We start from the raw sequence: 21,417 nt of genomic DNA, 5'->3' as shown, positions 1-21,417 counted from the left end.
CAGGGACTGTGATGTCTTCGAAGTCGCTCCTCAACTCCTCACTCCACGAGCTCGACCCGGATGTCGCCGCCGCCGTCGACTCCGAACTCCACCGCCAGCAGTCGACGCTCGAAATGATCGCGTCGGAGAACTTCGCGCCGGTCGCCGTCATGGAGGCCCAGGGCTCCGTCCTGACCAACAAGTACGCCGAGGGCTACCCGGGCCGCCGCTACTACGGCGGCTGTGAGTACGTCGACGTGGTCGAGAACATCGCGATCGACCGGGTGAAGGCGCTCTTCGGCGCCGAGCACGCCAACGTGCAGCCGCACTCCGGCGCGCAGGCGAACGCCGCGGCGATGTTCGCACTGCTGAAGCCCGGCGACACGATCATGGGTCTGAATCTGGCCCACGGCGGCCACCTCACCCACGGTATGAAGATCAACTTCTCCGGCAAGCTCTACAACGTGGTCGCCTACCACGTCGACGAGGAGAGCGGCCAGGTCGACATGGCCGAGGTCGAGCGGCTGGCGAAGGAGTCGCGCCCCAAGCTCATCGTGGCCGGCTGGTCGGCGTACCCGCGGCAGCTCGACTTCGCCGCGTTCCGCCGGATCGCCGACGAGGTCGGCGCGTACCTGATGGTCGACATGGCGCACTTCGCCGGTCTGGTCGCCGCCGGGCTGCACCCGAACCCGGTGCCGCACGCGCACGTCGTCACCACGACCACGCACAAGACCCTGGGCGGCCCGCGCGGCGGTGTGATCCTCTCCACCCAGGAGCTGGCCAAGAAGATCAACTCCGCGGTCTTCCCCGGCCAGCAGGGCGGCCCGCTGGAGCATGTCATCGCGGCGAAGGCGGTCTCCTTCAAGATCGCGGCGTCCGAGGAGTTCAAGGAGCGCCAGCAGCTGACGCTGGACGGCGCGCGCATCCTCGCCGAGCGGCTGGTCCAGGACGACGTCACCAAGGCCGGCGTCTCGGTCCTGTCGGGCGGTACGGACGTGCACCTGGTCCTGGTCGACCTGCGGAACTCGGAGCTGGACGGGCAGCAGGCGGAGGACCGGCTGCACGAGATCGGCATCACGGTCAACCGCAACGCCGTCCCGAACGACCCGCGCCCGCCGATGGTCACATCCGGCCTGCGGATCGGCACCCCGGCGCTCGCCACCCGCGGCTTCACGGCCGAGGACTTCACCGAGGTCGCCGACGTCATCGCGGCGGCCCTGAAGCCGGAGTTCGACCGCGAGGCCCTGGCGGCGCGCGTGACGGCGCTGGCGACGAAGCACCCGCTGTACCCCGGCCTGTAGTCCCACCGGGTCCCCACGGCCGAGGTCGCATCCGCGACCAGGGCGTGTCCGAGGCCCACGGCCGCGCCGCGCGCACCCGACCGGCGCGCGCGGCGCGCCGTACCGTTGCACCTGTAGTTACGTTTTCCGCACCACCCCGGCAGACGACGGCGTCTACCAGCCCGCAAGGAGTACCACCGTGGCCATCTCGGTCTTCGACCTGTTCTCGATCGGCATCGGCCCGTCCAGCTCCCACACGGTCGGCCCCATGCGCGCGGCCGGTCTCTTCGCGCGGCGGCTGAAGAACGAGGGCCTGATCGCCCACACCGCCTCGGTACGGGCCGAGCTCTTCGGCTCGCTCGGCGCCACCGGCCACGGCCACGGGACGCCCAAGGCGGTGCTGCTGGGCCTGGCGGGCGAGTCCCCCCGTACGGTCGACATCGAGTCCGCCGACGCGCGCGTGGAGGCCATCCGGAGCAGCGGCCGGATCAGCCTGCTCGGGATGCACGAGATCGGCTTCGACTTCGACGCGGACCTGATCCTGCACCGGCGCAAGGCGCTGCCGTACCACGCGAACGGCATGACGGTCTTCGCGTACGACTCCGCCGGCACCGTCCTCCTGGAGAAGACGTACTACTCGGTCGGCGGCGGCTTCGTCGTGGACGAGGACGCCGTGGACGAGGACCGCATCAAGTTGGACGACACGGTGCTGACGTACCGCTTCCGCAGCGGTGACGAGCTGTTGCGGCTGGCCGGCGAGACCGGGCTCTCGATCTCCGCGCTCATGCTGGAGAACGAGAAGGCGTGGCGCACGGAGACCGAGATCCGCGAGGGGCTGCTGGAGATCTGGGGAGCCATGCGCGAGTGCGTGTCACGCGGTATGACCCGCGAGGGCCTGCTGCCCGGCGGACTCAAGGTGCGCCGCCGCGCGGCGAACTCCGCCCGGCAGCTGCGTGCCGAGGGCGACCCGGCGGCCCGCGCGATGGAGTGGATCACCCTCTACGCGATGGCGGTCAACGAGGAGAACGCGGCGGGCGGGCGTGTCGTCACCGCCCCCACGAACGGCGCGGCGGGCATCATCCCGGCGGTGCTGCACTACTACCTGAACTTCGCCGCTGCCGGGCACACGGACGCCGAGAAGGACGACGACATCGTCCGCTTCCTGCTCGCCGCCGGCGCGATCGGCATGCTCTTCAAGGAGAACGCGTCCATCTCGGGCGCCGAGGTCGGCTGCCAGGGCGAGGTCGGCTCCGCCTGCTCGATGGCGGCGGGCGCCCTCGCGGAGGTGCTGGGCGGCAGCCCCGAACAGGTCGAGAACGCGGCCGAGATCGGTATGGAGCACAACCTCGGCCTGACCTGTGACCCGGTCGGCGGCCTCGTCCAGATCCCGTGCATCGAGCGCAACGGCATGGCGGCGGTCAAGGCGGTGACGGCGGCGAAGATGGCGCTGCGCGGCGACGGCAGCCACAAGGTGTCGCTGGACAAGGTCATCAAGACGATGAAGGAGACCGGCGCTGACATGTCGGTCAAGTACAAGGAGACCGCGCGGGGCGGGCTCGCGGTGAACATCATCGAATGCTGAGACGTCAGGAGTGAATGACATGGCCGGTATGTCCGCACTCGAACTCGAAACGCTCTGGACCGAGTTCCACGGCGTGGTCAACATGACCTCGCAGGAGATCGGCGTGGTCCTCCAGACGGAGGGGGGCGCGGAGGGCGCGGAGGGCGCGGACTCCGGGTCCGCATCCGAGTCGGAGTCGGAGTCCGAGTCCGAGTCGGAGTCCGAGTGGACGACCACCGGGCTGCGGGTGCTGGAGATCCTGCAGAAGCGCCGCAGCGAGCTGACCGAGGAAGACACCCGGGTCATGTACGACGTGGTGGAACGCGTCGAGGACTTCACACCCGGCTCGGCCGGCCGGCCGAGCCGTGACCAGCTGATGAGGCTGGGTCACGACCCGCTGAGGTCGGGGCCCGAAGGCTCGCTGTGAGGCCGGGGCGTCAGCGGGGGACGTGCCACAGGACGACGCAGCCGGCGCCGATCACCGCGGTGAGGCTCGCGCACACCAGACGCCGCCGCAGCAGCTCGTAACGCGCGGTGTACTCCTCCCGCAGTTCACCGGCGCGCGTCACCACCAGTTCCAGCGCCCGCCGGGACATGGCGATGTGGTCCTGGGTGTAGAGCCTGACGATTTCTTCGTGCTGTGCGGTGGTCAGCCACGGCATGCGGTCGGCGAAGACCACGGCGTGCGCGCGGGCCTCCCGTACGCGGCTCTGGGCCAGCAGATAGCCCTCCAGCTGCTGGATGCCCGCGGCTGCCTCCTCCGACGATGAGGACCTGCCGATCACGGCCGGTCCTTGTCGTCCCCCGATGGACCGCTGACGTCCGCCTCGGGCTCCACGACGTCCCTGCGGCCCGCGTTGTGCTCGTCCACGAGTGCGGTGACCTCGGGGTGGTGCAGGTCGAACGCCGGGGATTCGGAGCGGATCCGCGGCAGGGTGAGGAAGTTGTGCCGCGGCGGCGGGCAGGAAGTCGCCCATTCGAGTGAGCGGCCGAAGCCCCAGGGGTCGTCCTCCTCGACCTTCTTGCCGTATTTCTCGGTCTTCCAGACGTTGTAGAAGAACGGCAGCATCGAGAGGCCGAGCAGGAACGAGCTGATCGAGGATGTGGTGTTGAGGGCGGTGAAGCCGTCGGCGGCGAGGTAGTCCGCGTACCGCCGTGGCATGCCCTCGGCGCCCAGCCAGTGCTGAACGAGGAACGTGCCGTGGAAACCGGTGAACAGTGTCCAGAAGGTGATTTTCCCGAGCCGTTCGTCGAGCATCTTGCCGGTCATCTTCGGCCACCAGAAATGGAAGCCGGCGAACATCGCGAAGACGACCGTGCCGAAGACGGTGTAATGGAAGTGCGCGACGACGAAGTACGAGTCGGAGACATGGAAGTCCATGGGCGGTGAGGCGAGAATCACGCCCGTCAGGCCCCCGAAAAGGAACGTGACGAGAAATCCGATCGACCAGAGCATCGGCGTCTCGAAGGACAGCGATCCTTTCCACATCGTGCCGATCCAGTTGAAGAATTTCACTCCGGTCGGCACGGCGATCAGGAAGCTCATGAACGAGAAGAACGGCAGCAGCACACCGCCGGTGACGAACATGTGGTGGGCCCAGACGGTGGCGGAGAGGCCTGTGATGGCGATGGTCGCACCGACAAGACCGATGTAGCCGAAGATCGGTTTCCGGCTGAAGACCGGGAGGATCTCGGAGACGATCCCGAAGAAGGGCAGGGCGATGATGTACACCTCCGGATGCCCGAAGAACCAGAAGAGATGCTGCCAGAGCAACGCGCCGCCGTTGGCCGCGTCGAAGATGTGCGCGCCGAACTTCCGGTCGGCCTCCAGGGCGAGGAGCGCGCCGGCCAGCACCGGGAAGGCGAGCAGGACCAGTACGGCCGTCAGCAGCACGTTCCAGCAGAAGATCGGCATCCGGAACATGGTCATGCCGGGCGCGCGCATACAGACGATCGTGGTGATGAAGTTGACCGAGCCGAGGATCGTGCCGAAGCCGGAGAAGGCGAGCCCCATGATCCACAGGTCGCCGCCGACGCCGGGTGAGCGGATCGCGTCCGAGAGAGGGGAGTACGCGGTCCAGCCGAAGTCCGCGGCGCCCTGCGGAGTGAGGAATCCCGCGAGGACGATCGTCGAGCCGAACAGATAGAGCCAGTAGGCGAACATGTTCAGCCGCGGGAACGCCACATCGGGCGCGCCGAGTTGAAGCGGCATGATCCAGTTGGTGAATCCGGCGAACAGCGGCGTCGCGAACATCAGCAGCATGATCGTGCCGTGCACGGTGAACGCCTGATTGAACTGCTCGTGCGACAGGATCTGGATGCCGGGCCTGGCGAGTTCGGCGCGCATGACCAGCGCCAGGACTCCGCCGATCACGAAGAAGCTGAAGGACGTAATCAGATAGAGCGTGCCGATCGTCTTGTGGTCGGTGCTCGTCAGCCATTTGATGACGACATTGCCGGGCTCCTTCCGCCGCACCGGCAGCTCGTCCTGGTACGCGTCGTCCTCACTCTCCTGCGGGGCGCCGACCTCAAATCCGGGCTGTGCTGCCACACCAACTCCAGTCCACTCACCAGCCACCGACGCGAACCCGCACATGCCGGCAGGGCAAACCCAGCGAAAAAAGGATGATTACGCCCGCAATGTATTCCATGCCGGTTCTCCGGGCTTACCCAGAAGGCGTCATCGGGCGGGGTTTCACACGTTCGTGGGTTCTGCCGGAGCGCACGTCGACCAGGCGCGCATATTTTTCTCTATTCCGGCTTTCGGCCCGCGGACCTGGTTTTGGCGGCCAGCACGACAGGCGTCGGACCGCCGGATTCGGCGAACCTTTCCGGCGTCAGTCCGGCGTCCAGGAACGCGTGCAGCAGCTCGGGCAGCGGCCGGTGCGTCGCGCCGACCTTGTCGCGCACTCCCTGGTCCGTCCAGGAGTCGGTCGTCCAGTGGTCGTCGAGATAGCCGGGGCGGACGACCACCACGTCCGGATCGCTCCGGTCGGCGAAACCGCCGCAGAAACAGGGGTGGACGCCGATGTGCACGAACACCCCGCCGGGACGCAGCACCCTGGCCACCTCGCGGAGCGCCGCCGGGTAGCCGGGCATGTCGATGTGCACCATCACGGCGATGACCGCGGGGACGGATCCGTCGCGGAACGGCAGCCGTTCGGCGTCGGCACGGGCCACCGGCAGCCGGCCGCGCGCGTGGCGCAGCATCCCGGCCGAGAAGTCCACACCCACGGGTGTCCGGCCGAGCGTCCGGACGCGTGCCGCGTGGATACCGGTGCCGCAGCCGATCTCCAGGCACATGCCGGTCCCCTCGCCGAGCAGTTCGCCGATGAGGTCACCCAGACCGAGCGGGTCCTCGTGCCCGGTGTCCGTCACCCCGAGGAATTCACGCTCGTACCAGTCCGCGATCTCGTCGTACGCCGCCGCCGTCGCCATGGGCCCGCCTTCCCGCTCATCTGCCGCTTCCGCTGCCGTGAGTTCGGCCTCGTTCGCTCAGCAACCTGCCCCTTTCACGGGGCCGCGCCCCGGGTTCCGCTCGGGGCGGAATGCGGGGCGCGGGGGGCTTCGGCGAGGGGTCAGGTGTTCAGGTGAATCGGGAGGGTCGTGGAGCTGTTGGAGAAGAGGGACGGGACCGGGATCAGGTTCGAGGGGTCGATCGCCAGCGTCAGGCGGGGGTATCTCCTGAAGACCGCCGGGATCGCGAGCGCCGCTTCCAGGCGGGCCAGCGGGGCGCCCAGGCAGAAGTGGGGGCCATGGCTGAAGGCCAGGTGTTTGCGCTGGTCCCTGGTGATGTCGAACTCGTCCGCCGCTTCGCCGTGTTGGGCCTTGTCGCGGCCGACCGCGCTGTACGGGGCCATGATCGCCTCGCCCTTGGGGATGGGTACGCCCGCGATCTCGACGTCCTCCAGGGGGTAGCGGAAGGGGAAGTTGCCGATCGGGGCGTCCCAGCGCAGGGTCTCCTCGACCACGTCCGCCCAGACCGCCTCGTCGCCCTGTTCGGCGACCGCGCGCTGGTCGGGGTGGGTGAGCAGGGCGCGTACGGCGTTGGTGATGAGGCTCAGCGTCGTCTCCTGGCCGGCGGAGAGCATCAGCAGCAGCGTGCCGACCAGTTCCTCCTCGCTCAGCGATTCGGGGTCCTCGTCGCGGGCGGCGATGAGCGCGCTGGTCAGGTCGGGGCCAGGGTGTGCGCGGCAGTTGGCCACGACCCGGGCCAGGAGCTCGTACTGCTCGGTCTGACTCGCCGTCACCTCCTCGGGCCCCAGGTCGGAGCGGAAGATGTTGTCCATCAACTCCTTGAGCCGGGGCCGCTCGTGCTCGGGCACGGCGAACAGTTCGCAGATCACCCGCATGGGCACCGGGTGCGCGAAGTGGCGGCGCAGGTCGACGCTGCCGTCGTCCTCCACGTGCGACGGCAGCGCGTCCAGCAGTTCCTCGACGATCTGCTCGATGCGCGGGCGCAGTTCCTGGACCCGGCGGGGCGTGAAGGTCTGGGTGACCAGTTTCCGCAGCCTGCGGTGTTCCTGGCCGTCCGACGTCACCATGTTGGTGACCTTCACCATGCCGATGAGCGGCCAGCCGTCCGATATCTCGCCGCGCAGGACGGCGTTCCAGTTGCGCCAGTCCTTGCTGAAGCGCGGGTCGGCGATCATGTCGTTCAGCAGGGCGTGGTCGGTCACCGACCACGCCATCACGTCTCCGGGCAGCTTGATACGGACCACGGGGCCGAGTTCACGGAGTCCGGCCGCTTCGCCGTGGTGGTCCCTGCCGTGCGGGTCGAGGGTGACGACCGGTATCTCCGACTCGGAGGAGGCTGTGGCTCGCAAGGTCATTCGCGTCTCCAGAACTCGGGCTGAAACGGGGGCTGGTGTGGGTGTGGCTATCCCCGGCCGGTACGGAGCGGAATCCGTGCCGCCGAGAACCGTGCCGGGAGGGCCACGGGGACCCGCGTCCACGGTGAAGGGCGCCAGGTCAACTCGTCGGCGGGGACGGTGAGTTCCATGTCGGGCAGCAGGTTCAGCGCGGTGTTCACGGCCGTACGGGTGATGAGCCGCGCCGGTACCTGCGCCGGGCAGACGTGCGGTCCGGCCGAGAAGGCGAGGTGGGCACGGTTGCCCGGCTCCTCGTCGCCCTCGTCGGGGCGGATCGCCGGGTCGTCGTTGGCGGCGGCGTGCCCGAGGATGAGGCAGTCGCCGCGCTCGATGAACCGGCCGCCCAGCTCTGTGTCGTGCAGCGCGTAACGGGCCGGCATGTTGTTCATGGGCGGGTCGCGCCACAGCGCCTGGTCGAGCGCGTCGTCCACCCCGAGCCTGCCCCCGTGCAGCCGGGCGGCGAAGCGCGGGTCGGTGAGCATCAGGCGCAGTGTGTGCGCGATCCAGGCGGTGACCGTCTCGTTGCCGGCGGAGATCATCACCACGATCGACTGGAGACGCTCGGCCTCGTTACGGAGGTTCGGGTGGTTGATGAAGACCGTCGTCATGTCGTCGGTCGGGTTGCGCCGCCGTTCACGCACCGTGTCGAGCAGGATCTCCTCGAAGTGCCGGTTGCCGGCCTGCGAGTCGTCCGCACTGCCGAACAGGGCGATGAGCGCGTCCAGCAACTCCCGTCCCTCGATGGCGTCGAGGCCGAAGAGCGAGGCGAGGGAGAGCATCGGCACGATCGTGGCGTACTCGTTGACCAGATCCGCGCTGCCGCGCTCGGAGAACTCCGCGATCAGGTCGGTGCAGATCCGCTCGACATGGCGGCGCACCTTGCGCTGGTCGATCCGCGCGATGCCGTCGTCCAACGGCTTGCGCAGCCGCCGGTGTTCGGCCCCGTCGGCGCCGATGACGTTCGCGCGCCAGCCCATCATCGGCAGCAGACCCGAGTCGGGCGAGACGACCCCGTCGTACATATGGCGCCACTTGCGGCCGTCGCGGGAGTAGATCTGCTCCTGCCGGGTGATGGTCAGCAGCTCCCGGTAGCCCATCACGAGCCAGGCGGGGACGCCCGGTTCGAGCTCCACCCTGGCCACGTTGCCCCACTCGGCGCGGAGTTGGCGGTAGACGGCGCGAGGGTCGGGCGCGCCGACCGCCGCGGAGAGCGGGAGCAGCCCCGTACCGCCGCCGGAGTTGGAGCGGTGCGCCGGGCACCCCGGCGGAGGCGACGTCACCGGCTCGGCGGCGGACGAGGAGGCGGACGCCGGCGCGGGCTTCGGGGCGGGCTTCGGGGCGGAACTCATGAGGCGGTCTCCGGAGTACGTAACAAGCTCGCCGACACATACTCGACAAGGCTGAGCAGGGCGTCGACGGACGACACGTGCTCGCGCGCGTCGCACACCACCACCGGCGTCGCCGGCAACAGGTCAAGCGCGCCGCGCAGTTCGTCCGCGCCGTACTGCTCGCTGTCCGGGAACTGGTTGACGGCGACCGCGAACGGCAGCCCCCGCAGCTCCAGTTGTTCGAGGACGTCGAAGCTGTCCTCCAGCCGTCGGGTGTCCACGATGACGAGGACACCGAGCGCGCCCTCCGCCAGCCCCTCCCACAGGTCCCAGAAGCGGCGCTGCCCGGGTGTCCCGAACAGATAGAGAACCAGGCGGGAGTTGAGGGTGATCCGGCCGAAGTCCATGGCGACGGTGGTCGTCGTCTTCGTACTCATCCCGGCCAGGTCGTCCACGCCGATACTCGCCCGCGTCATCACCTCCTCGGTGCGCAGCGGTTCGATCTCGCTGACCGAGCCGACCAGCGTGGTCTTGCCGACGCCGAAAGCGCCCACGACCAGGATCTTGACGGCCTGCTGGACGGTGTCGGGCAAGTAGCGGTCAGCGGAGCCGACGGAGACCATCCAGTACCTCCTGGAGGAGTTGCGGATCGGGCATGGCGGCCTTGGGCACACCCGAACGGGCGGCCAGATGGCCGCTGTCGACGAGATCGGACGCCAGCACCTTCACCAGGCTGACCGGCAGTTCGAGATGGGCGGCCGCCTCCACGACGGAGAGCAGCCGCTCACACATCCGTACCAGGGCGCGTTCTTCCCTGGTCGCCGAGACCGGCAGGGCGCGTGGAGGAGTGATCGCCACGAGGAGGGTCTCGATGCCTATGGTGTTGCGGGTCGGCCGGGAGCGCCCTTTGGTGATCACGTACGGACGTAACGCGCTGTCCGCGTACGCCTCCTCTCCCGGACCACTCATACGGGGTCCTGGCGCGGCGGGCTGCTCAGGTTGCCCGCGCCGATCTTGATCACCTGCGCCTGCATCTGCTTGGCGACGAGCTTCGGGTCCACCACGGGGCCCGTCACGACGGCGAGATGGGCTCCGTTGGCACTGCGCATGAAGAGGAAGCCGCCGTTGAACTCCACCATCTGCTGGTGTACGGCTCCGCCGTCCTGGCCGAACTCGAGGCCGAGACCGCGGCCGAGGGACTGAAGGCCCGAGCAACTGGCCGACAGGCGCTCGGCGGAGTCCCTGTCCATGCCCTCGGAGCTGGCCAGCAGAAGTCCGTCGGCGCTGAAGACGATCACGCGCTCGACCCCTGGTACGACGGCGACCTCGGCGATCATCCAGCTGCGCTGCTCCGGGTTCTCCACGTAGCTCATAGTCACGTCTGTCCTTCTGGGGGGAGGGGGGTGGCGGACGGGGACACATCGTGCGGGCCCTCGTCGGTGGCGGTGTCCGTGGCGGCGGACTCGCCGGAGGGCGGCAAGGTGCGACCGCCCTCGAAGAACTGCTCCATCCAGTCGCCCGCCTCTTCCGGCGAGCCGGGCGGAGTGACCGCGGTGGGACCCGGGGGCACCGTCGCGGCGCCGGGTTCGTACTCCTCGCGCCGCGAACGGCGCTGCGGGAGGCGAGGTCCTGTGCGCGGCGTGGCGCCGTCAGGGGCGTCGACCGCCGGGGCGGGGGCGGGAGTTGGGGCCTGGGCCGACGGGGGTACGGCGGAGGGGTCCGCGGGGGCCGGGTCGCCGGGCGCGGGCTCCGGGGCGGTTTCCGGCGCGGGCGCATGCGCGGGCGCCGGGACCTCCGGGACCGGCAGCGTCGACGGCAGGACCCGCCCGGCCGGCGTACCGGCGGGCGCCAGCGTGTGCAGTACGTCCACCGGCACCAGGACCACGGCGCGGACACCGCCGTACGGCGAGGGCCCGAGATCGACCTGGAAGCCGTGCCGTTCGGCGAAGCGGCCCACGACCGCGAACCCGGTGCGCGGAATCTCGCCCACGTCGCCGACACCGAGGAGCCGCCGCCCCGAGACGATCTCGCGCGCCTCGGCCAGCCGGTACTCGTCCAGACCGAGGCCGCCGTCGTCCACCTCGATGACGGCGCCGCGCTGCACCGTACGCACGGTCACGGGCACACCGGTCTTCGGCGGCGAGTACTCGGTGGCGTTGGCGAGGAGTTCGGCGACGAGATGGATCAGCGGCTCCACGACGGACGGGGTGACGCCCACGTCCGGGTCGCCGCTGACCTCGACGCGCCGGAAGGCGACGATGCGTCCGGACGCGGCGCGTACGACGTCCACCAGTGCGAGCGGGCGCTGCCACTGCTGGCCGGGCCATTCGCCGCACAGCACCTTGAGGCTCTGCGCGTGCCGCGCCTGCTGGGTGGCCGCGTGGTCCACCAGCATCGTGGTCTCCAGCAGGTCCGCGTCGCCCGGGTAACGGTCGGCGAGACCCGTCACGGCCGCCTGGATCCGGTGCGCGGAGGTCTGCACCCGGCTCGCCAGCTCGACCAGCGAGAGCCGCTGCGACTCCTCGCGGTCGTCGGACGCGTCGGTGACGGCGGTCAGCATCCGGTCGAGCCACTCGGTCACGCCGGGACCCAACTCGTCCTCGGTGTGCGGCGGCTCGGGGACCTTCCCGGTCCGGGAGAGCGCGGCGGGAAGCCGCTTCGTGACGGTGAACTCGACCTCGGCGCGGACCAGTTCGGCCCGGTTCCGGACGTAGCCCTGCCAGTGGGCCTCGCGGCTGTCCAGCTCGGCCTGTACGTCCTTGGCCTCGGCCCGCACCTCCTCGGCCTCCGCCCGTACGCGCTCCGCCTCCGCCCGCCACCGCGCGGCGTCCGAGACGGCCTCACGGTGTCGTCCGCGCAGGAGTTCCATGGCACCGACGACAAGCAGGGCGACCGCTCCGTACGCCACCCCCGCCCAGATGTGTACGCCGACCAGGGGCACCATGCCCGCGGCGAGGGCCAACGGGGTCAGAAGCCGCGTGAGCGGCCACAGGAGCCGTGTCCCCCTGGCGGGCGGGGGTAACGCGGGCGTGGTGGTGGGGGATCGGACCACGGGACAACCTTCGAGTTGACTGACATCGATGTCCGGTCAGTGAGCCGTCCGCGGCGGTTCGCGCGTGGGTGCGCATGCGGGTGACTCGCCAACTACCCCCGAACCAGACATGGTTCGGTGATCGTATATCCGATCGGCATACGGGGGCGGTCACTTCGCGCATACGGGCCGTGACCTGCCCGCTCCGGGCCCCTACTGCATGAAACGCGGCAGCCACTTGGCCTGGTAGTCGGGGTGCCCGGCGTACTCGGCCGCCATCTGCCGTACGACGAAGCCCATCCCCACTGCGCGGCCGGAGGGGAAGTCGTGCTGCGGGCGGTCGACGTCCAGATGCGCGACCTCCGCGTACTCGCCCAGAAGCACCCTGCTCGTCTCGATACGGCGCAGGGTGCGGGCGGGGTCCTGTAGGGCGATGTGGCGGTCGTAGCCCTGCGTCCGCACGCTGAACGAGATGCCGCCCGTGCGGTCGTGTACCTCGCCCGGCGCCTCGGGCGGGCACCGCCACGCCTCACCGCCGGCCGCCCGCGCGACCTGCTCCTCCTCGTCCAGGCGTGCCCGAACAAAGGCCAGCATGTTGGTGTTGTCTGCTCTCACGTCCGGATCCCTCGCCGTGCCGCTCTGCTCGTACTCGTTCTCGTACGAGTAGTCGTTACTTGTTCACGTCCTCCAACAGAGGATGCCGCACGAGGAGGCGGCCGGACGCCGACGGCGGGCGGTTCGGGGCGAAAGGGCGGAGAAAGTGAACGAATCGTCAAATCGTTGACAGGCACATACACCCCTACGATCATCACATTGGTCCGAGGGGCCCGACGCCTCCCGATCCCGTACGCGATGCCCAGGAGCCGACCGTTCCCGGGCGCGGAGAAGGGGTTCCTGAAGGGGCTCGGCCGGCTGGGCGACCGGGTGACGCTGTGGCCCCGCTGGTTCGTCTCGTGGCCCGAACTGCGGCACGAGAGCGACGCGGACTTCTACCGTGCGCGCGCCGACGAGGCGGTGGCGAAGCACACGACCGCGGCGACCACCCCGCTCAAGAACGGCGGGGTGCCGCCCTGGACGTGCGTGATCCCGGTACGCAAGTACCGTGCCGTGGGCGCGGGTTACGTGCTGAGGACCGCCGAGGCGCGGGGCTGGGCGCTGCGCCACGACGAGTGGTCGGACCTGCCGGACGAGCTCCGGCTGCGGCGCGTTCCCGAGGAGCCGGACGCCGCGGTGTCCTGAGGCGCGATGCGGGCCCGCGCTCCCCGCTCAGCGCGTGCTGAGCCAGTGCGGGTCCGGGACCACCGTGAGGACGGCGGAGACAAGCACCACGGCCGCCAGGACGGCCAGTTCGACGCGGGCCGCGACATGGGCGTCCCGGCTGCGGCGGAGGCGTCGGCGCGCCGCCAGGGCGAGGGCGCTCGCCACCGCGACGAGTACGAGCTTCGCGATGAGGACACGCCCGTACGCGGAGGTCACCACGACGTCGGCGGGCAGCCGGCGCAGCGTGGACAGCGTGCCGGTGGCGGCCAGCACTACCAGCGGCCAGACGGCGCCGCGCGCGTAGCGGGCCAGCACCGCGCGGGCGTCCGCCGGAGTGGCGCGCCGCAGCCACATGGTGCGCAGGACATGGCAGAGGCCGCCGGCCCACAGGGAGGCGGCGGTCAGATGGACGACGGTCAGGGCGGTGCCCCACTCCGGCGAGTACGGCTCCGGGTGGGCGCGCAGCGCCTCGGCGAGGATCACCCCGGCGAGCGGCACGAGCGCCCAGCGCGGGCGCCCCGTGCCGACGCAACCGGCGGCGAGCAGGAAGCCGTTGGCCATGACGAGCAGCAGGCCGCCCTCACGGGTGCCGTACGTCGCGGGGATGTCGAGGTCGCTCACCACCGCGAGGACCACGATCTGCCCGGCCGACGCCGCGGCTCCGGCGAGCGCGGCGGGCAGCGCCAGGGTGCGCGGCAGCGGGCCGGAGCGGGCGAGCGCGGCGCCGGCGAGTTCGCCGAGGTGCAGGGCGAGCGCGGCGAAGACGGCGGCGCGCAGGAAGGAGGTGGTGCCGGCGGCGGGGATGCGCAGCTCGCCGGTGCCGCGCGAGGCGAGGCCCGCGCCGTACACCACGACGAGCAGCGCGACGACGGCGCCGCCGCCGACAAGGGCCACCCCCCGCCCCGCGGACCTCACCCCGCCCGGCTCAGGACGGGCCACCGGACAGGGCCCAAGACAGACCCTAGCCCTTGGCGCGGGAGGCCAGGAATTCCTCGAAGGTGAGGAGGCCGTCGCTGTTGGAGTCGTGGGCGTTGATCACGGCCTGGGCGACGGTCTCCGTCACATGGAAGTCGCCGAGCTGGGCCATCGCGCTCTTGTACTCGGCCGCCGTGATCAGGCCGTCCCTGTCCGCGTCGAAACGGTCGAACGCCTTGCGCGCCTCTTCGATGTCCGCCACTGCTTCCGCCCCTTCTTGTGCCCTACTGACAGCGGTCAGATTATCGGCACACCTCCGCCATCCCGGCGGGGGCCCTCAGGGACGGCGGTCGGGGACCCGCATCTCGAACCAGGTCGTCTTGCCGCGCGGCAGCAGATCCACGCCCCACCGGTCCGAGAGCGTGTCCACCAAGGTCAGCCCCCGCCCGCTGGTGTCCAGGTCGCGCACCGGCAGCAGACACGGCAGTCCGCGGGAGGGGTCCCGGACCTCGATGCGCATCCAGCCGCGGCGGCGCAGCATCCGCAGGCCGAAGACGCGCGCGCCGGTGTGGCGTACGGCGTTGCCGACGAGTTCGGAGACGAGCAGCACCGATTCTTCTGCCATTACCGGGGTCAGCGCCCACTGGCGCAGGACCACGATGTGGGTGAGTCTGCGGGCCGCGTACGCGGACTCGGGGCGGGAGGGCAGGCGGACTTCGCCCTCCGTCGGGTTCCCGTACAGTTCGAGCGCTCCGCGCGCCTGTTCGTCCTCGACGGCCGGTGTCAAGCGCGTAGCGGTCCGGTCGCCGCCGTGCCGCGGTTGTTCCATACCCTCAAGGCCCGCCATGTGTCCATCATGGCTGCCCAGGCGGCCTCCCGGGGGCGTTCCGGGGGAATCGGCGCCCCCGAACGGGCCGGCGGGACTATTGGGCTTGGCATATGACCATGGCAGGAAGCCGCCCCTATTACCCATGCTGATCTGCGATAACACGTCACACACGGGTGATCACCAGAGGTGATCGACAGCTCCGCCTTAAGACTGTCTTAAGGCGGAGCCGAAGCGGGCACCGGGTTGACGGACACCCTTTGGTTGTCCAACCGGGCCGGAATCAGAGGAAGTTGGCCTTGCCCGGCCCGTCCTCCACGAAGCTGCGCATACCGCGCTCGCGGTCCTCGGTGGCGAACAGGCCCGCGAACCAGTTGCGTTCGAGCGCGAGCCCCGTCTCCAGATCGGTCTCCAGGCCCGCGTCCACGGTCTCTTTGGCGGCCCGCAGTGCGAGCGCCGGCCCCTGGGCGAGCCTGGTCGCCCACGCGTGCGCCTCTTCGTACACGTCGTCGGCCGGTACGACGCGGTCCACGAGCCCCAGCGTGAGCGCCTCGGCGGCCTTCACCTGGCGGCCCGTGAAGATGAGGTCCTTCGCCTTGGAGGGGCCGATCAGCCGGGCGAGCCGCTGGGTGCCGCCCGCGCCCGGGATCAGGCCGAGCAGGATCTCGGGCTGGCCGAGCTTCGCGTTGTCGGCGGCGATCCGGAAGTCGGCGCAGAGCGCCAACTCGCAGCCGCCGCCCAGCGCGTAGCCCGTGACGGCGGCGACCACGGGCTTGGGGATGCGCGCCACGGCCGTGAACGACTCCTGGAGGGCCCGGGAGCGTACGACCATCGCCGCGTGGTCCATGTCGCGCATCTCCTTGATGTCCGCGCCGGCGGCGAACACCTTCTCGCCGCCGTAGAGGATCACGGCCCGTACGTCGTCGCGGGCGCCCGCCTCCGCCGCCAGTTCACGGAGGCGGTCCTGGATCGCGATGTTCAACGCGTTCATGGGCGGGCGGTCGAGCCGGATGGTGCCGACGCCGTCGGAGACTTCGAGATTCACAGATGACATACGAGGCACATTAGGGCGTGTGGTGGCACACGCCCCAGCCCCTGACACGCGGAAGGGCCCGGCGCACCTGGTCCTGGTGCGCCGGGCCCCCGGGCCCTGAAGTGATCCCCCGCGTCCCCCGGGTGGACTACTTCTGCCACTCCGCCCAGGACATGTTCCAGCCGTTGAGGCCGTTGTCCGGGGCGATGTCCTTGTCGTTGGAGTTCTTCACGATCACCACGTCGCCGATGATCGACTGGTCGTAGAACCACGCGGACGGCATGTTCTTGTCGTAGCCGCCGCGCACGTCGCGCAGTCCGACGCACCCGTGGCTGACGTTGGCCGACCCGAACGTCCCCGCGGACGCCCAGTAGTTGCCGTGGATGAAGGTGCCCGAGGTGGACAGCCGCATCGCGTGCGGCACGTCCTTGATGTCGTACTCACCGCCGAAGCCCACCGTGGCGCCGTTCATCCGCGTCACCTTGTGCTTCTCGCTGATGACCATCTGGCCGTTGTACGTCGTGGTCGACGGCGCGCCGGCCGTGATCGCGACCTTCTTGATCTGCTTGCCGTCCTTGACGACCTTCATGGTCTTGGCCTTGGCGTCGACCGTGGAGACCATGGAGCGGCCGATGGTGAACTTCACCGTCTTGGCCTGCTCGCCGTACACGCCGGGCCGTCCCTCGACACCGTCGAGGTTGAGCTCCACCGTCACCTTCGTGCCCGCCGCCCAGTACTTCTCGGGCCGGAAGTCGAGACGGTCGTTGCCGAACCAGTGGCTCTCGACGGGCACCGACGGCTCGGCGGTCACCTTGATGGCCTTCTCCACGGCCTCGGGATCGGTGATCCCCCGGGTGAAGTTGAGCGAGACCGGCATCCCGACGCCGACCGTCGAGCCGTCCTCGGGGGTGTAGTGACCGATGAAGGTGTTCTTCGGTACGAGGGTGGTGAAGGTGGTGTCCTTCGCCGAGACCCGGCCGTCCGAGTCCTTGGCGATCGCGTGCACCGAGTACTTGGTGGCGCCGGCCAGATGACGGGCCGGCTCCCAGGCCGTCCCGCCGGCGGCTATCTTGCCGTCGACCGCGTTGCCCTTGCTGTCCTCGACGGTGACGGTCGTCAGCTTGCCCTTGCTAGCCGTGATCTTCAGTGCGCCGCTCGTCGCGACCGACTTCGCGCCGTCCTCGGGAGCGACCGTCACGACCGCCTGCGACGCGGCGTTCTTGACCTTGCCGCCGCCCTTGTCGTTCTTGCCGTCACCGCTGTCGTCGGATCCGCCGCCCCCACCGCACGCCGTCACGAACAGGAGCAGGCCGCCCAGCGCGAACGCCGTCAGCCCTCTGCCCCGTCCCCGGCCGGCCTTCGCCGATGTCCCCGAAATCGGCTGCCCGTTCAATGGTCGTCTCCCCTCACACGGCCGGGCCCCGCCACGGCCTCGGAGCCGGGTGCGAACGACGCACGACCGGGCTCCACACCCCCGCGCGCTTTGCTCGCGCGCACGGCGCTAGATAATCACACCGCGAGCCGTCCCGGACTCCCCGGGAATGTCACTGTTCCGTTCCAACGTTCCCTGGAGTCAAGGACGGTCACGCAGGTGAGGGCGGGTGCGCGAGAGGCGTACGGTCCGTTCCGCTCAGCGGGCGGGCGCCGAACCGGCCTTCCACTTCCGCCAGTCGAGGTTCCAGCCGCTCAGTCCGTTGTCCGGATCGACGGTCCTGTCGGCCGAGTTGACCACTTCCACGACATCGCCGACGAGCGTCCTGTCGAAGAACCAGCCCGCCGGGGTGTCCGCGCTGCCGCCCTTGACGTCGCGCAGACCGACGCAGCCGTGACTGACGTTCCGTGCGCCGAACGTGTCAGGTGTGGCCCAGTAGTTGCCGTGCAGGAAGGTCCCCGACGTCGTCAGGCGCAGCGCGTGCGGCACGTCCTTGATGTCGTACTCACCGCCGAAGCCCACCGTGGCGCCGTCCATCCGCGTCATGTCGTACAGCTCGCTGACGACCATCTTCCCGTTGTACGTCGTGGTCTTGGGCGCCCCGGCCGTGATCGGCACAGTCGAGACCAGCGCACCGTCGCGCCGTACCTCCATGGTGTGCTTCGCCGCGTCGACCAGGGACACCTGGGAGCGGCCGACGGTGAAACCGACGGTCTTCTCCTGGATGCCGAAGACCCCCGGAGCCGCCTGCACGTCGCGCAGCCGCAGATCGACGGTGACCTTGGTGCCCGGTCTCCAGTACTCCCGGGGGCGGAAGTCCAGGCGCTGCCCGCCGAACCAGTGGCCGACGATCTCGACCGGCGGGTCGGAGGTGACGCGGATGGCGCGCTGGACCTCGGCGCGGTTCACGACCTTCCGGTTGAAGTCGAAGGAGACGATCATGCCGGTGCCGACGGTGGAGCGGTTCTCGGGTTTGAAGTAGCCGATGAAACGGTGCTTCGGTACGGCCGTGGTGAAGGTCGAGTGCCGGGCCGAGCGGCGGCCCTCACCGTCGACGGCGACGACGTCGACGCTGTACTTGGCGGCAAGCACGACGTTCGCGTCCGCCTCGGGCTTCCACACCAGCCCGTCGTCGGAGATCTTTCCCGGCAGCTCGGTGCGCTGCGCGTTCTCGACCTGCGCGACCTCGACGCGCTCCAGCCGGCCGTCCGGGACTTTCACCTCGATCCGGTCGCCGCGTTTGATGTCCTTGGCCCCGTCCTCGGGACTGATCCGGATCGTGTCCCCCGGCGCGCGGGACTTGCTCTCGGTGAAGGTCTCGCCGGTGCAGCCTGTCAGCCCGGCCAGCGTCGCCATCAGTCCTGCCCATGTCAGGACGGCGGCCATGCCGGTCCCTGTCCGCTTCAGTACATGTGTCACGACCCGCCCAACGACGACCCCCCTCGGGGGGAAACGTGAGTGCGGGCCGTCCGGCGGGCAGAACACCTGGGAGGACCGCGCGGGGGGAGTCATGGCCGGGACGCCGTGACCGCCGGACGCACGGGGCCGGAGAGCCGGGAGGCCTGACAGGTGGCGAGCGCAGCCGAGCAGGAGACAGTGCGGGAACCGGTCCCGGATCCGATGATGGATCATGTGAGAGATCCGGCCGTGGAGGGCGAGAAGCGCACGGGAAGCAGGGCGGAGGCCGCCGGGGACGCGGCGTCCGCCGCTCCCCCGCCCGAGGTGTGGCCGGGCGCGCCGACACCGCTGGGGGCGCGCTTCCGGGTCGGTCCCGACGGGGTCGCGGGGACGAACTTCGCCCTGTGGGCGGCGGGCGCCGAGGCCGTGGAGCTGTGCCTCTTCGACGACGGCGCCGACGCGGCCTCTGTAGGAGGCGGCCTGGTGGAGACCCGTCTGCCCCTGACCGAGCTGACACACGAGATCTGGCACGGCTTCGTGCCCGGCGTACGCCCCGGACAGCGGTACGGCTTCCGGGTGCACGGCCGCTGGGACCCCTGGACGGGCGCCCGCTGGAACCCGGCGAAGCTGCTGCTCGACCCGTACGCGCGCGCCGTCGACGGCGACTTCGCGCTGCCGCCCGAGGTGTACGGCCATGTGCGTGACTGGCCGCAGCAGCAGGTCGCGGACACGGTGCGCGACGAGCACGACTCGGCGCCGTACGTCCCCAAGGGCGTCGTCGTCCACGACGACTCCCCCGACGACGAGTGGGCCGACGACCGGCGCCCCAAGACGCCCTGGGCGGACACGGTCATCTACGAGCTGCACGTACGCGGCTTCACCATGCGCCATCCGGGCATCCCCGACGAGCTGCGCGGGACGTACGCGGGCCTCGCCCACCCGGCGGCGATCGAGCATCTCGTACGGCTCGGGGTGACCGCGGTCGAGCTGCTGCCGGTGCACCAGTTCGCGCACGAGGACCATCTGCTGCGGCGCGGACTGCGCAACTACTGGGGCTACAACTCCATCGGCTACTTCGCCCCGCACGCCGCCTACGCCGCGGGCGGCACCCGCGGCCGGCAGGTCGACGAGTTCAAGCGGATGGTGCGCGCCCTGCACGCCGCCGGGATCGAGGTCATCCTCGACGTCGTCTACAACCACACGGCGGAGGCGGGCGAGCTCGGCCCGACGCTGTCGCTGCGCGGCATAGACAACCGCGGCTACTACCGCCTCCAGCCCGACGCCCGCCGTTACGCCGACTACACGGGCTGCGGCAACACCCTCGACGTCGTCCAGCCGCAGGTCCTGCGGCTGGTCACGGACTCGCTGCGGTACTGGGTCACCGAGATGGGTGTCGACGGTTTCCGCTTCGACCTGGCGGCGGCGCTCGCCCGCTCCATGCACGACGTCGACATGCTGTCGCCCTTCCTGGCGGTGATCGCGCAGGACCCGGTGCTGCGCCGCGTGAAGCTCATCGCCGAGCCGTGGGACGTCGGCGCCGGCGGCTACCAGGTCGGGGCGTTCCCGCCGCTGTGGACGGAGTGGAACGACCGCTACCGGGACGCCGTACGCGACTTCTGGCGCGGCGCCACGCCCGACGTACGGGACCTGGGGTACCGGCTGTCCGGGTCGAGCGACCTGTACGCGTGGGGCGGGCGGCGGCCGTACGCCTCCGTCAACTTCGTCACCGCGCACGACGGCTTCACGCTGCGCGACCTCGTCAGTTACGAGCGCAAGCACAACGAGGCCAACGGCGAGGGCAACAGGGACGGCACGGACGACAACCGCGCGTGGAACTGCGGCGTGGAGGGCGAGAGCGACGACCCCGCGGTCAACGCGCTGCGCCGGCGCCAGCTGCGCAACCTGCTCACCACCCTGCTGCTGTCGGCGGGTGTGCCGATGATCGTCGCGGGCGACGAGATGGGCCGTACACAGGGCGGCAGCAACAACGCGTACTGCCAGGACAACGAGACCAGCTGGCTCGACTGGTCGCTGCTCGACCAGCCGGGCTCCTACGGCCTCTACCGGCTCACCAGACGGCTGCTGGCCCTGCGGCACGCCCATCCGGTGCTGCGCCGCCGCGCGTTCTTCTCCGGCCGCGCGCAGGCGCCGGAGGGGCTGCGCGATCTGGCGTGGTTCCGGTCCGACGGGAAGGAGATGACCGAGCGGGACTGGTACGCGCCCGCGTCGACGCTCGCGCTGTTCCTGTCCGGGCGCGACATCCCGGGGCGCGACGCGCGCGGGCAGAAGATCACCGACGACAGCTTCCTGGCGGTCCTGCACTCGGGCGGTGAGCCGGTGGACTTCGCGCTGCCGGGCGAGCCCTGGGCCCGGTCGTACGAGCTGGTGGTCGACACCTCGCTGGAGGACCAGGACGAGGAGCCGGGGACGGTGCTCGGCGGGGGGACGGTCACGAGCGTCCCCGCGCGGTCGGTGCTGCTGCTGCGGGTACGGGGGTGAGCGG

General features: G+C 70.2%; 21 protein-coding genes. 5 read left to right on the top strand and 16 right to left on the bottom strand.

The genetic code is table 11. From position 1 onward, the window contains the following. Window positions 1-11 precede the first annotated feature (11 nt). From glyA to ACFWV8_RS12950, 3 genes are all read left to right on the top strand, one after another. Window positions 12-1,280 (top strand): serine hydroxymethyltransferase, encoded by a 1,269-nt coding sequence (gene glyA / locus ACFWV8_RS12960; protein ID WP_384200432.1) that lies wholly within the window; start codon window positions 12-14, stop codon window positions 1,278-1,280. A gap of 178 nt (window positions 1,281-1,458) precedes the next feature. After that, window positions 1,459-2,841 carry an L-serine ammonia-lyase gene (locus tag ACFWV8_RS12955; protein WP_384200430.1) on the top strand — a complete coding sequence of 461 codons (1,383 nt, stop codon included), beginning with the start codon at window positions 1,459-1,461 and terminating at the stop codon, window positions 2,839-2,841. 19 nt (window positions 2,842-2,860) lie between these two features. Continuing rightward, complete coding sequence (locus ACFWV8_RS12950) at window positions 2,861-3,247, top strand: DUF3140 domain-containing protein (RefSeq protein WP_384200428.1); 387 nt, start codon at window positions 2,861-2,863, stop codon at window positions 3,245-3,247. A gap of 10 nt (window positions 3,248-3,257) precedes the next feature. On the opposite strand, the gene ACFWV8_RS12945 is transcribed toward ACFWV8_RS12950, so the two are convergent. The 10 genes from ACFWV8_RS12945 to ACFWV8_RS12900 form a co-directional block, all read right to left on the bottom strand. After that, window positions 3,258-3,605, bottom strand: a complete 348-nt coding sequence (locus ACFWV8_RS12945) for a hypothetical protein (RefSeq protein ID WP_384200426.1) — start codon at window positions 3,603-3,605, stop codon at window positions 3,258-3,260. Further along, window positions 3,602-5,371: a cytochrome c oxidase subunit I gene (ctaD, locus tag ACFWV8_RS12940; protein WP_384200424.1), complete on the bottom strand. Its 1,770-nt coding sequence runs from the start codon at window positions 5,369-5,371 to the stop codon at window positions 3,602-3,604. The genes ACFWV8_RS12945 and ctaD overlap by 4 nt, the downstream gene beginning before the upstream one ends. Before the next feature lie 200 nt (window positions 5,372-5,571). After that, a complete protein-coding gene (locus ACFWV8_RS12935) occupies window positions 5,572-6,258 on the bottom strand; it encodes a class I SAM-dependent methyltransferase (RefSeq protein ID WP_384200422.1) in 687 nt (228 codons plus the stop codon). Window positions 6,259-6,398: 140 nt separating this feature from the next. Further along, window positions 6,399-7,652 (bottom strand): cytochrome P450, encoded by a 1,254-nt coding sequence (locus ACFWV8_RS12930; RefSeq protein WP_384200420.1) that lies wholly within the window; start codon window positions 7,650-7,652, stop codon window positions 6,399-6,401. A 47-nt stretch (window positions 7,653-7,699) separates the two neighbouring features. Continuing rightward, on the bottom strand, window positions 7,700-9,040 hold the full coding sequence (locus ACFWV8_RS12925) for a cytochrome P450 (RefSeq protein WP_384200418.1): 1,341 nt from the start codon (window positions 9,038-9,040) through the stop codon (window positions 7,700-7,702). Further along, window positions 9,037-9,642, bottom strand: a complete 606-nt coding sequence (locus ACFWV8_RS12920; protein WP_384200416.1) for an ATP/GTP-binding protein — start codon at window positions 9,640-9,642, stop codon at window positions 9,037-9,039. The genes ACFWV8_RS12925 and ACFWV8_RS12920 overlap by 4 nt, the downstream gene beginning before the upstream one ends. Continuing rightward, window positions 9,620-9,988 (bottom strand): DUF742 domain-containing protein, encoded by a 369-nt coding sequence (locus ACFWV8_RS12915; RefSeq protein WP_384200414.1) that lies wholly within the window; start codon window positions 9,986-9,988, stop codon window positions 9,620-9,622. The genes ACFWV8_RS12920 and ACFWV8_RS12915 overlap by 23 nt, the downstream gene beginning before the upstream one ends. Next, window positions 9,985-10,392: a roadblock/LC7 domain-containing protein gene (locus ACFWV8_RS12910; RefSeq protein ID WP_384200412.1), complete on the bottom strand. Its 408-nt coding sequence runs from the start codon at window positions 10,390-10,392 to the stop codon at window positions 9,985-9,987. The genes ACFWV8_RS12915 and ACFWV8_RS12910 overlap by 4 nt, the downstream gene beginning before the upstream one ends. 2 nt (window positions 10,393-10,394) lie before the next feature. Continuing rightward, complete coding sequence (locus tag ACFWV8_RS12905) at window positions 10,395-12,071, bottom strand: ATP-binding protein (RefSeq protein ID WP_384200410.1); 1,677 nt, start codon at window positions 12,069-12,071, stop codon at window positions 10,395-10,397. 192 nt (window positions 12,072-12,263) lie between these two features. Continuing rightward, entirely contained in the window at window positions 12,264-12,644 is a 381-nt protein-coding gene (locus tag ACFWV8_RS12900; protein WP_329392242.1) for a DUF6221 family protein, read from the bottom strand. Between the two features lie 258 nt (window positions 12,645-12,902). Here ACFWV8_RS12900 and ACFWV8_RS12895 point away from each other — a divergent pair, with 258 nt between their 5' ends. Continuing rightward, window positions 12,903-13,289 (top strand): hypothetical protein, encoded by a 387-nt coding sequence (locus tag ACFWV8_RS12895; RefSeq protein WP_384200408.1) that lies wholly within the window; start codon window positions 12,903-12,905, stop codon window positions 13,287-13,289. Between the two features lie 27 nt (window positions 13,290-13,316). Here ACFWV8_RS12895 and ACFWV8_RS12890 read toward each other — a convergent pair whose 3' ends face one another. The 6 genes from ACFWV8_RS12890 to ACFWV8_RS12865 all read right to left on the bottom strand — a co-directional run bounded on the left by ACFWV8_RS12890 (window position 13,317) and on the right by ACFWV8_RS12865 (window position 18,935). Further along, a complete protein-coding gene (locus ACFWV8_RS12890; protein WP_384200406.1) occupies window positions 13,317-14,204 on the bottom strand; it encodes a CopD family protein in 888 nt (295 codons plus the stop codon). A gap of 67 nt (window positions 14,205-14,271) precedes the next feature. After that, window positions 14,272-14,487 carry an EF-hand domain-containing protein gene (locus ACFWV8_RS12885; RefSeq protein ID WP_384200404.1) on the bottom strand — a complete coding sequence of 72 codons (216 nt, stop codon included), beginning with the start codon at window positions 14,485-14,487 and terminating at the stop codon, window positions 14,272-14,274. Between the two features lie 75 nt (window positions 14,488-14,562). After that, the gene (locus tag ACFWV8_RS12880) at window positions 14,563-15,072 is read right to left on the bottom strand and encodes an ATP-binding protein (RefSeq protein ID WP_384200402.1); all 510 of its coding nucleotides are present in this window, start codon (window positions 15,070-15,072) and stop codon (window positions 14,563-14,565) included. A 262-nt stretch (window positions 15,073-15,334) separates the two neighbouring features. Further along, complete coding sequence (locus ACFWV8_RS12875) at window positions 15,335-16,105, bottom strand: enoyl-CoA hydratase/isomerase family protein (protein WP_384200400.1); 771 nt, start codon at window positions 16,103-16,105, stop codon at window positions 15,335-15,337. A 127-nt stretch (window positions 16,106-16,232) separates the two neighbouring features. Beyond that, complete coding sequence (locus ACFWV8_RS12870; protein WP_384200398.1) at window positions 16,233-17,477, bottom strand: Ig-like domain-containing protein; 1,245 nt, start codon at window positions 17,475-17,477, stop codon at window positions 16,233-16,235. Window positions 17,478-17,714: 237 nt separating this feature from the next. Continuing rightward, the gene (locus ACFWV8_RS12865; protein WP_384200396.1) at window positions 17,715-18,935 is read right to left on the bottom strand and encodes an Ig-like domain-containing protein; all 1,221 of its coding nucleotides are present in this window, start codon (window positions 18,933-18,935) and stop codon (window positions 17,715-17,717) included. Window positions 18,936-19,139: 204 nt separating this feature from the next. On the opposite strand from ACFWV8_RS12865, the gene glgX reads away from it, so the two are divergent. Further along, window positions 19,140-21,413 (top strand): glycogen debranching protein GlgX, encoded by a 2,274-nt coding sequence (gene glgX, locus ACFWV8_RS12860; protein ID WP_384200521.1) that lies wholly within the window; start codon window positions 19,140-19,142, stop codon window positions 21,411-21,413. The last annotated feature ends 4 nt before the right edge of the window (window positions 21,414-21,417 follow it).

It is taken from the genome of Streptomyces sp. NPDC058665 (genome assembly GCF_042714995.1).
Classification (GTDB): domain Bacteria; phylum Actinomycetota; class Actinomycetes; order Streptomycetales; family Streptomycetaceae; genus Streptomyces.
The sequence above is the reverse complement of the archived record's forward strand: the minus strand, read 5'-3'. Positions and strand labels throughout refer to the sequence as shown.

What these genes read in the sequence shown, in the direction of transcription:
- ACFWV8_RS12910 (WP_384200412.1), bottom strand. Translation starts at nt 10,392, where the DNA reads ATGAGCTACGTGGAGAACCCGGAGCAGCGCAGCTGGATGATCGCCGAG.
- ACFWV8_RS12900 (WP_329392242.1), bottom strand. Translation starts at nt 12,644, where the DNA reads ATGCTGGCCTTTGTTCGGGCACGCCTGGACGAGGAGGAGCAGGTCGCG.
- ACFWV8_RS12920 (WP_384200416.1), bottom strand. Translation starts at nt 9,642, where the DNA reads ATGGTCTCCGTCGGCTCCGCTGACCGCTACTTGCCCGACACCGTCCAG.
- ACFWV8_RS12880 (WP_384200402.1), bottom strand. Translation starts at nt 15,072, where the DNA reads ATGGCGGGCCTTGAGGGTATGGAACAACCGCGGCACGGCGGCGACCGG.
- ACFWV8_RS12950 (WP_384200428.1), top strand. Translation starts at nt 2,861, where the DNA reads ATGGCCGGTATGTCCGCACTCGAACTCGAAACGCTCTGGACCGAGTTC.
- ACFWV8_RS12930 (WP_384200420.1), bottom strand. Translation starts at nt 7,652, where the DNA reads ATGACCTTGCGAGCCACAGCCTCCTCCGAGTCGGAGATACCGGTCGTC.
- ACFWV8_RS12915 (WP_384200414.1), bottom strand. Translation starts at nt 9,988, where the DNA reads ATGAGTGGTCCGGGAGAGGAGGCGTACGCGGACAGCGCGTTACGTCCG.
- ACFWV8_RS12935 (WP_384200422.1), bottom strand. Translation starts at nt 6,258, where the DNA reads ATGGCGACGGCGGCGGCGTACGACGAGATCGCGGACTGGTACGAGCGT.
- ACFWV8_RS12925 (WP_384200418.1), bottom strand. Translation starts at nt 9,040, where the DNA reads ATGAGTTCCGCCCCGAAGCCCGCCCCGAAGCCCGCGCCGGCGTCCGCC.
- glgX (WP_384200521.1), top strand. Translation starts at nt 19,140, where the DNA reads ATGGATCATGTGAGAGATCCGGCCGTGGAGGGCGAGAAGCGCACGGGA.
- glyA (WP_384200432.1), top strand. Translation starts at nt 12, where the DNA reads ATGTCTTCGAAGTCGCTCCTCAACTCCTCACTCCACGAGCTCGACCCG.
- ACFWV8_RS12895 (WP_384200408.1), top strand. Translation starts at nt 12,903, where the DNA reads ATGCCCAGGAGCCGACCGTTCCCGGGCGCGGAGAAGGGGTTCCTGAAG.
- ACFWV8_RS12875 (WP_384200400.1), bottom strand. Translation starts at nt 16,105, where the DNA reads ATGTCATCTGTGAATCTCGAAGTCTCCGACGGCGTCGGCACCATCCGG.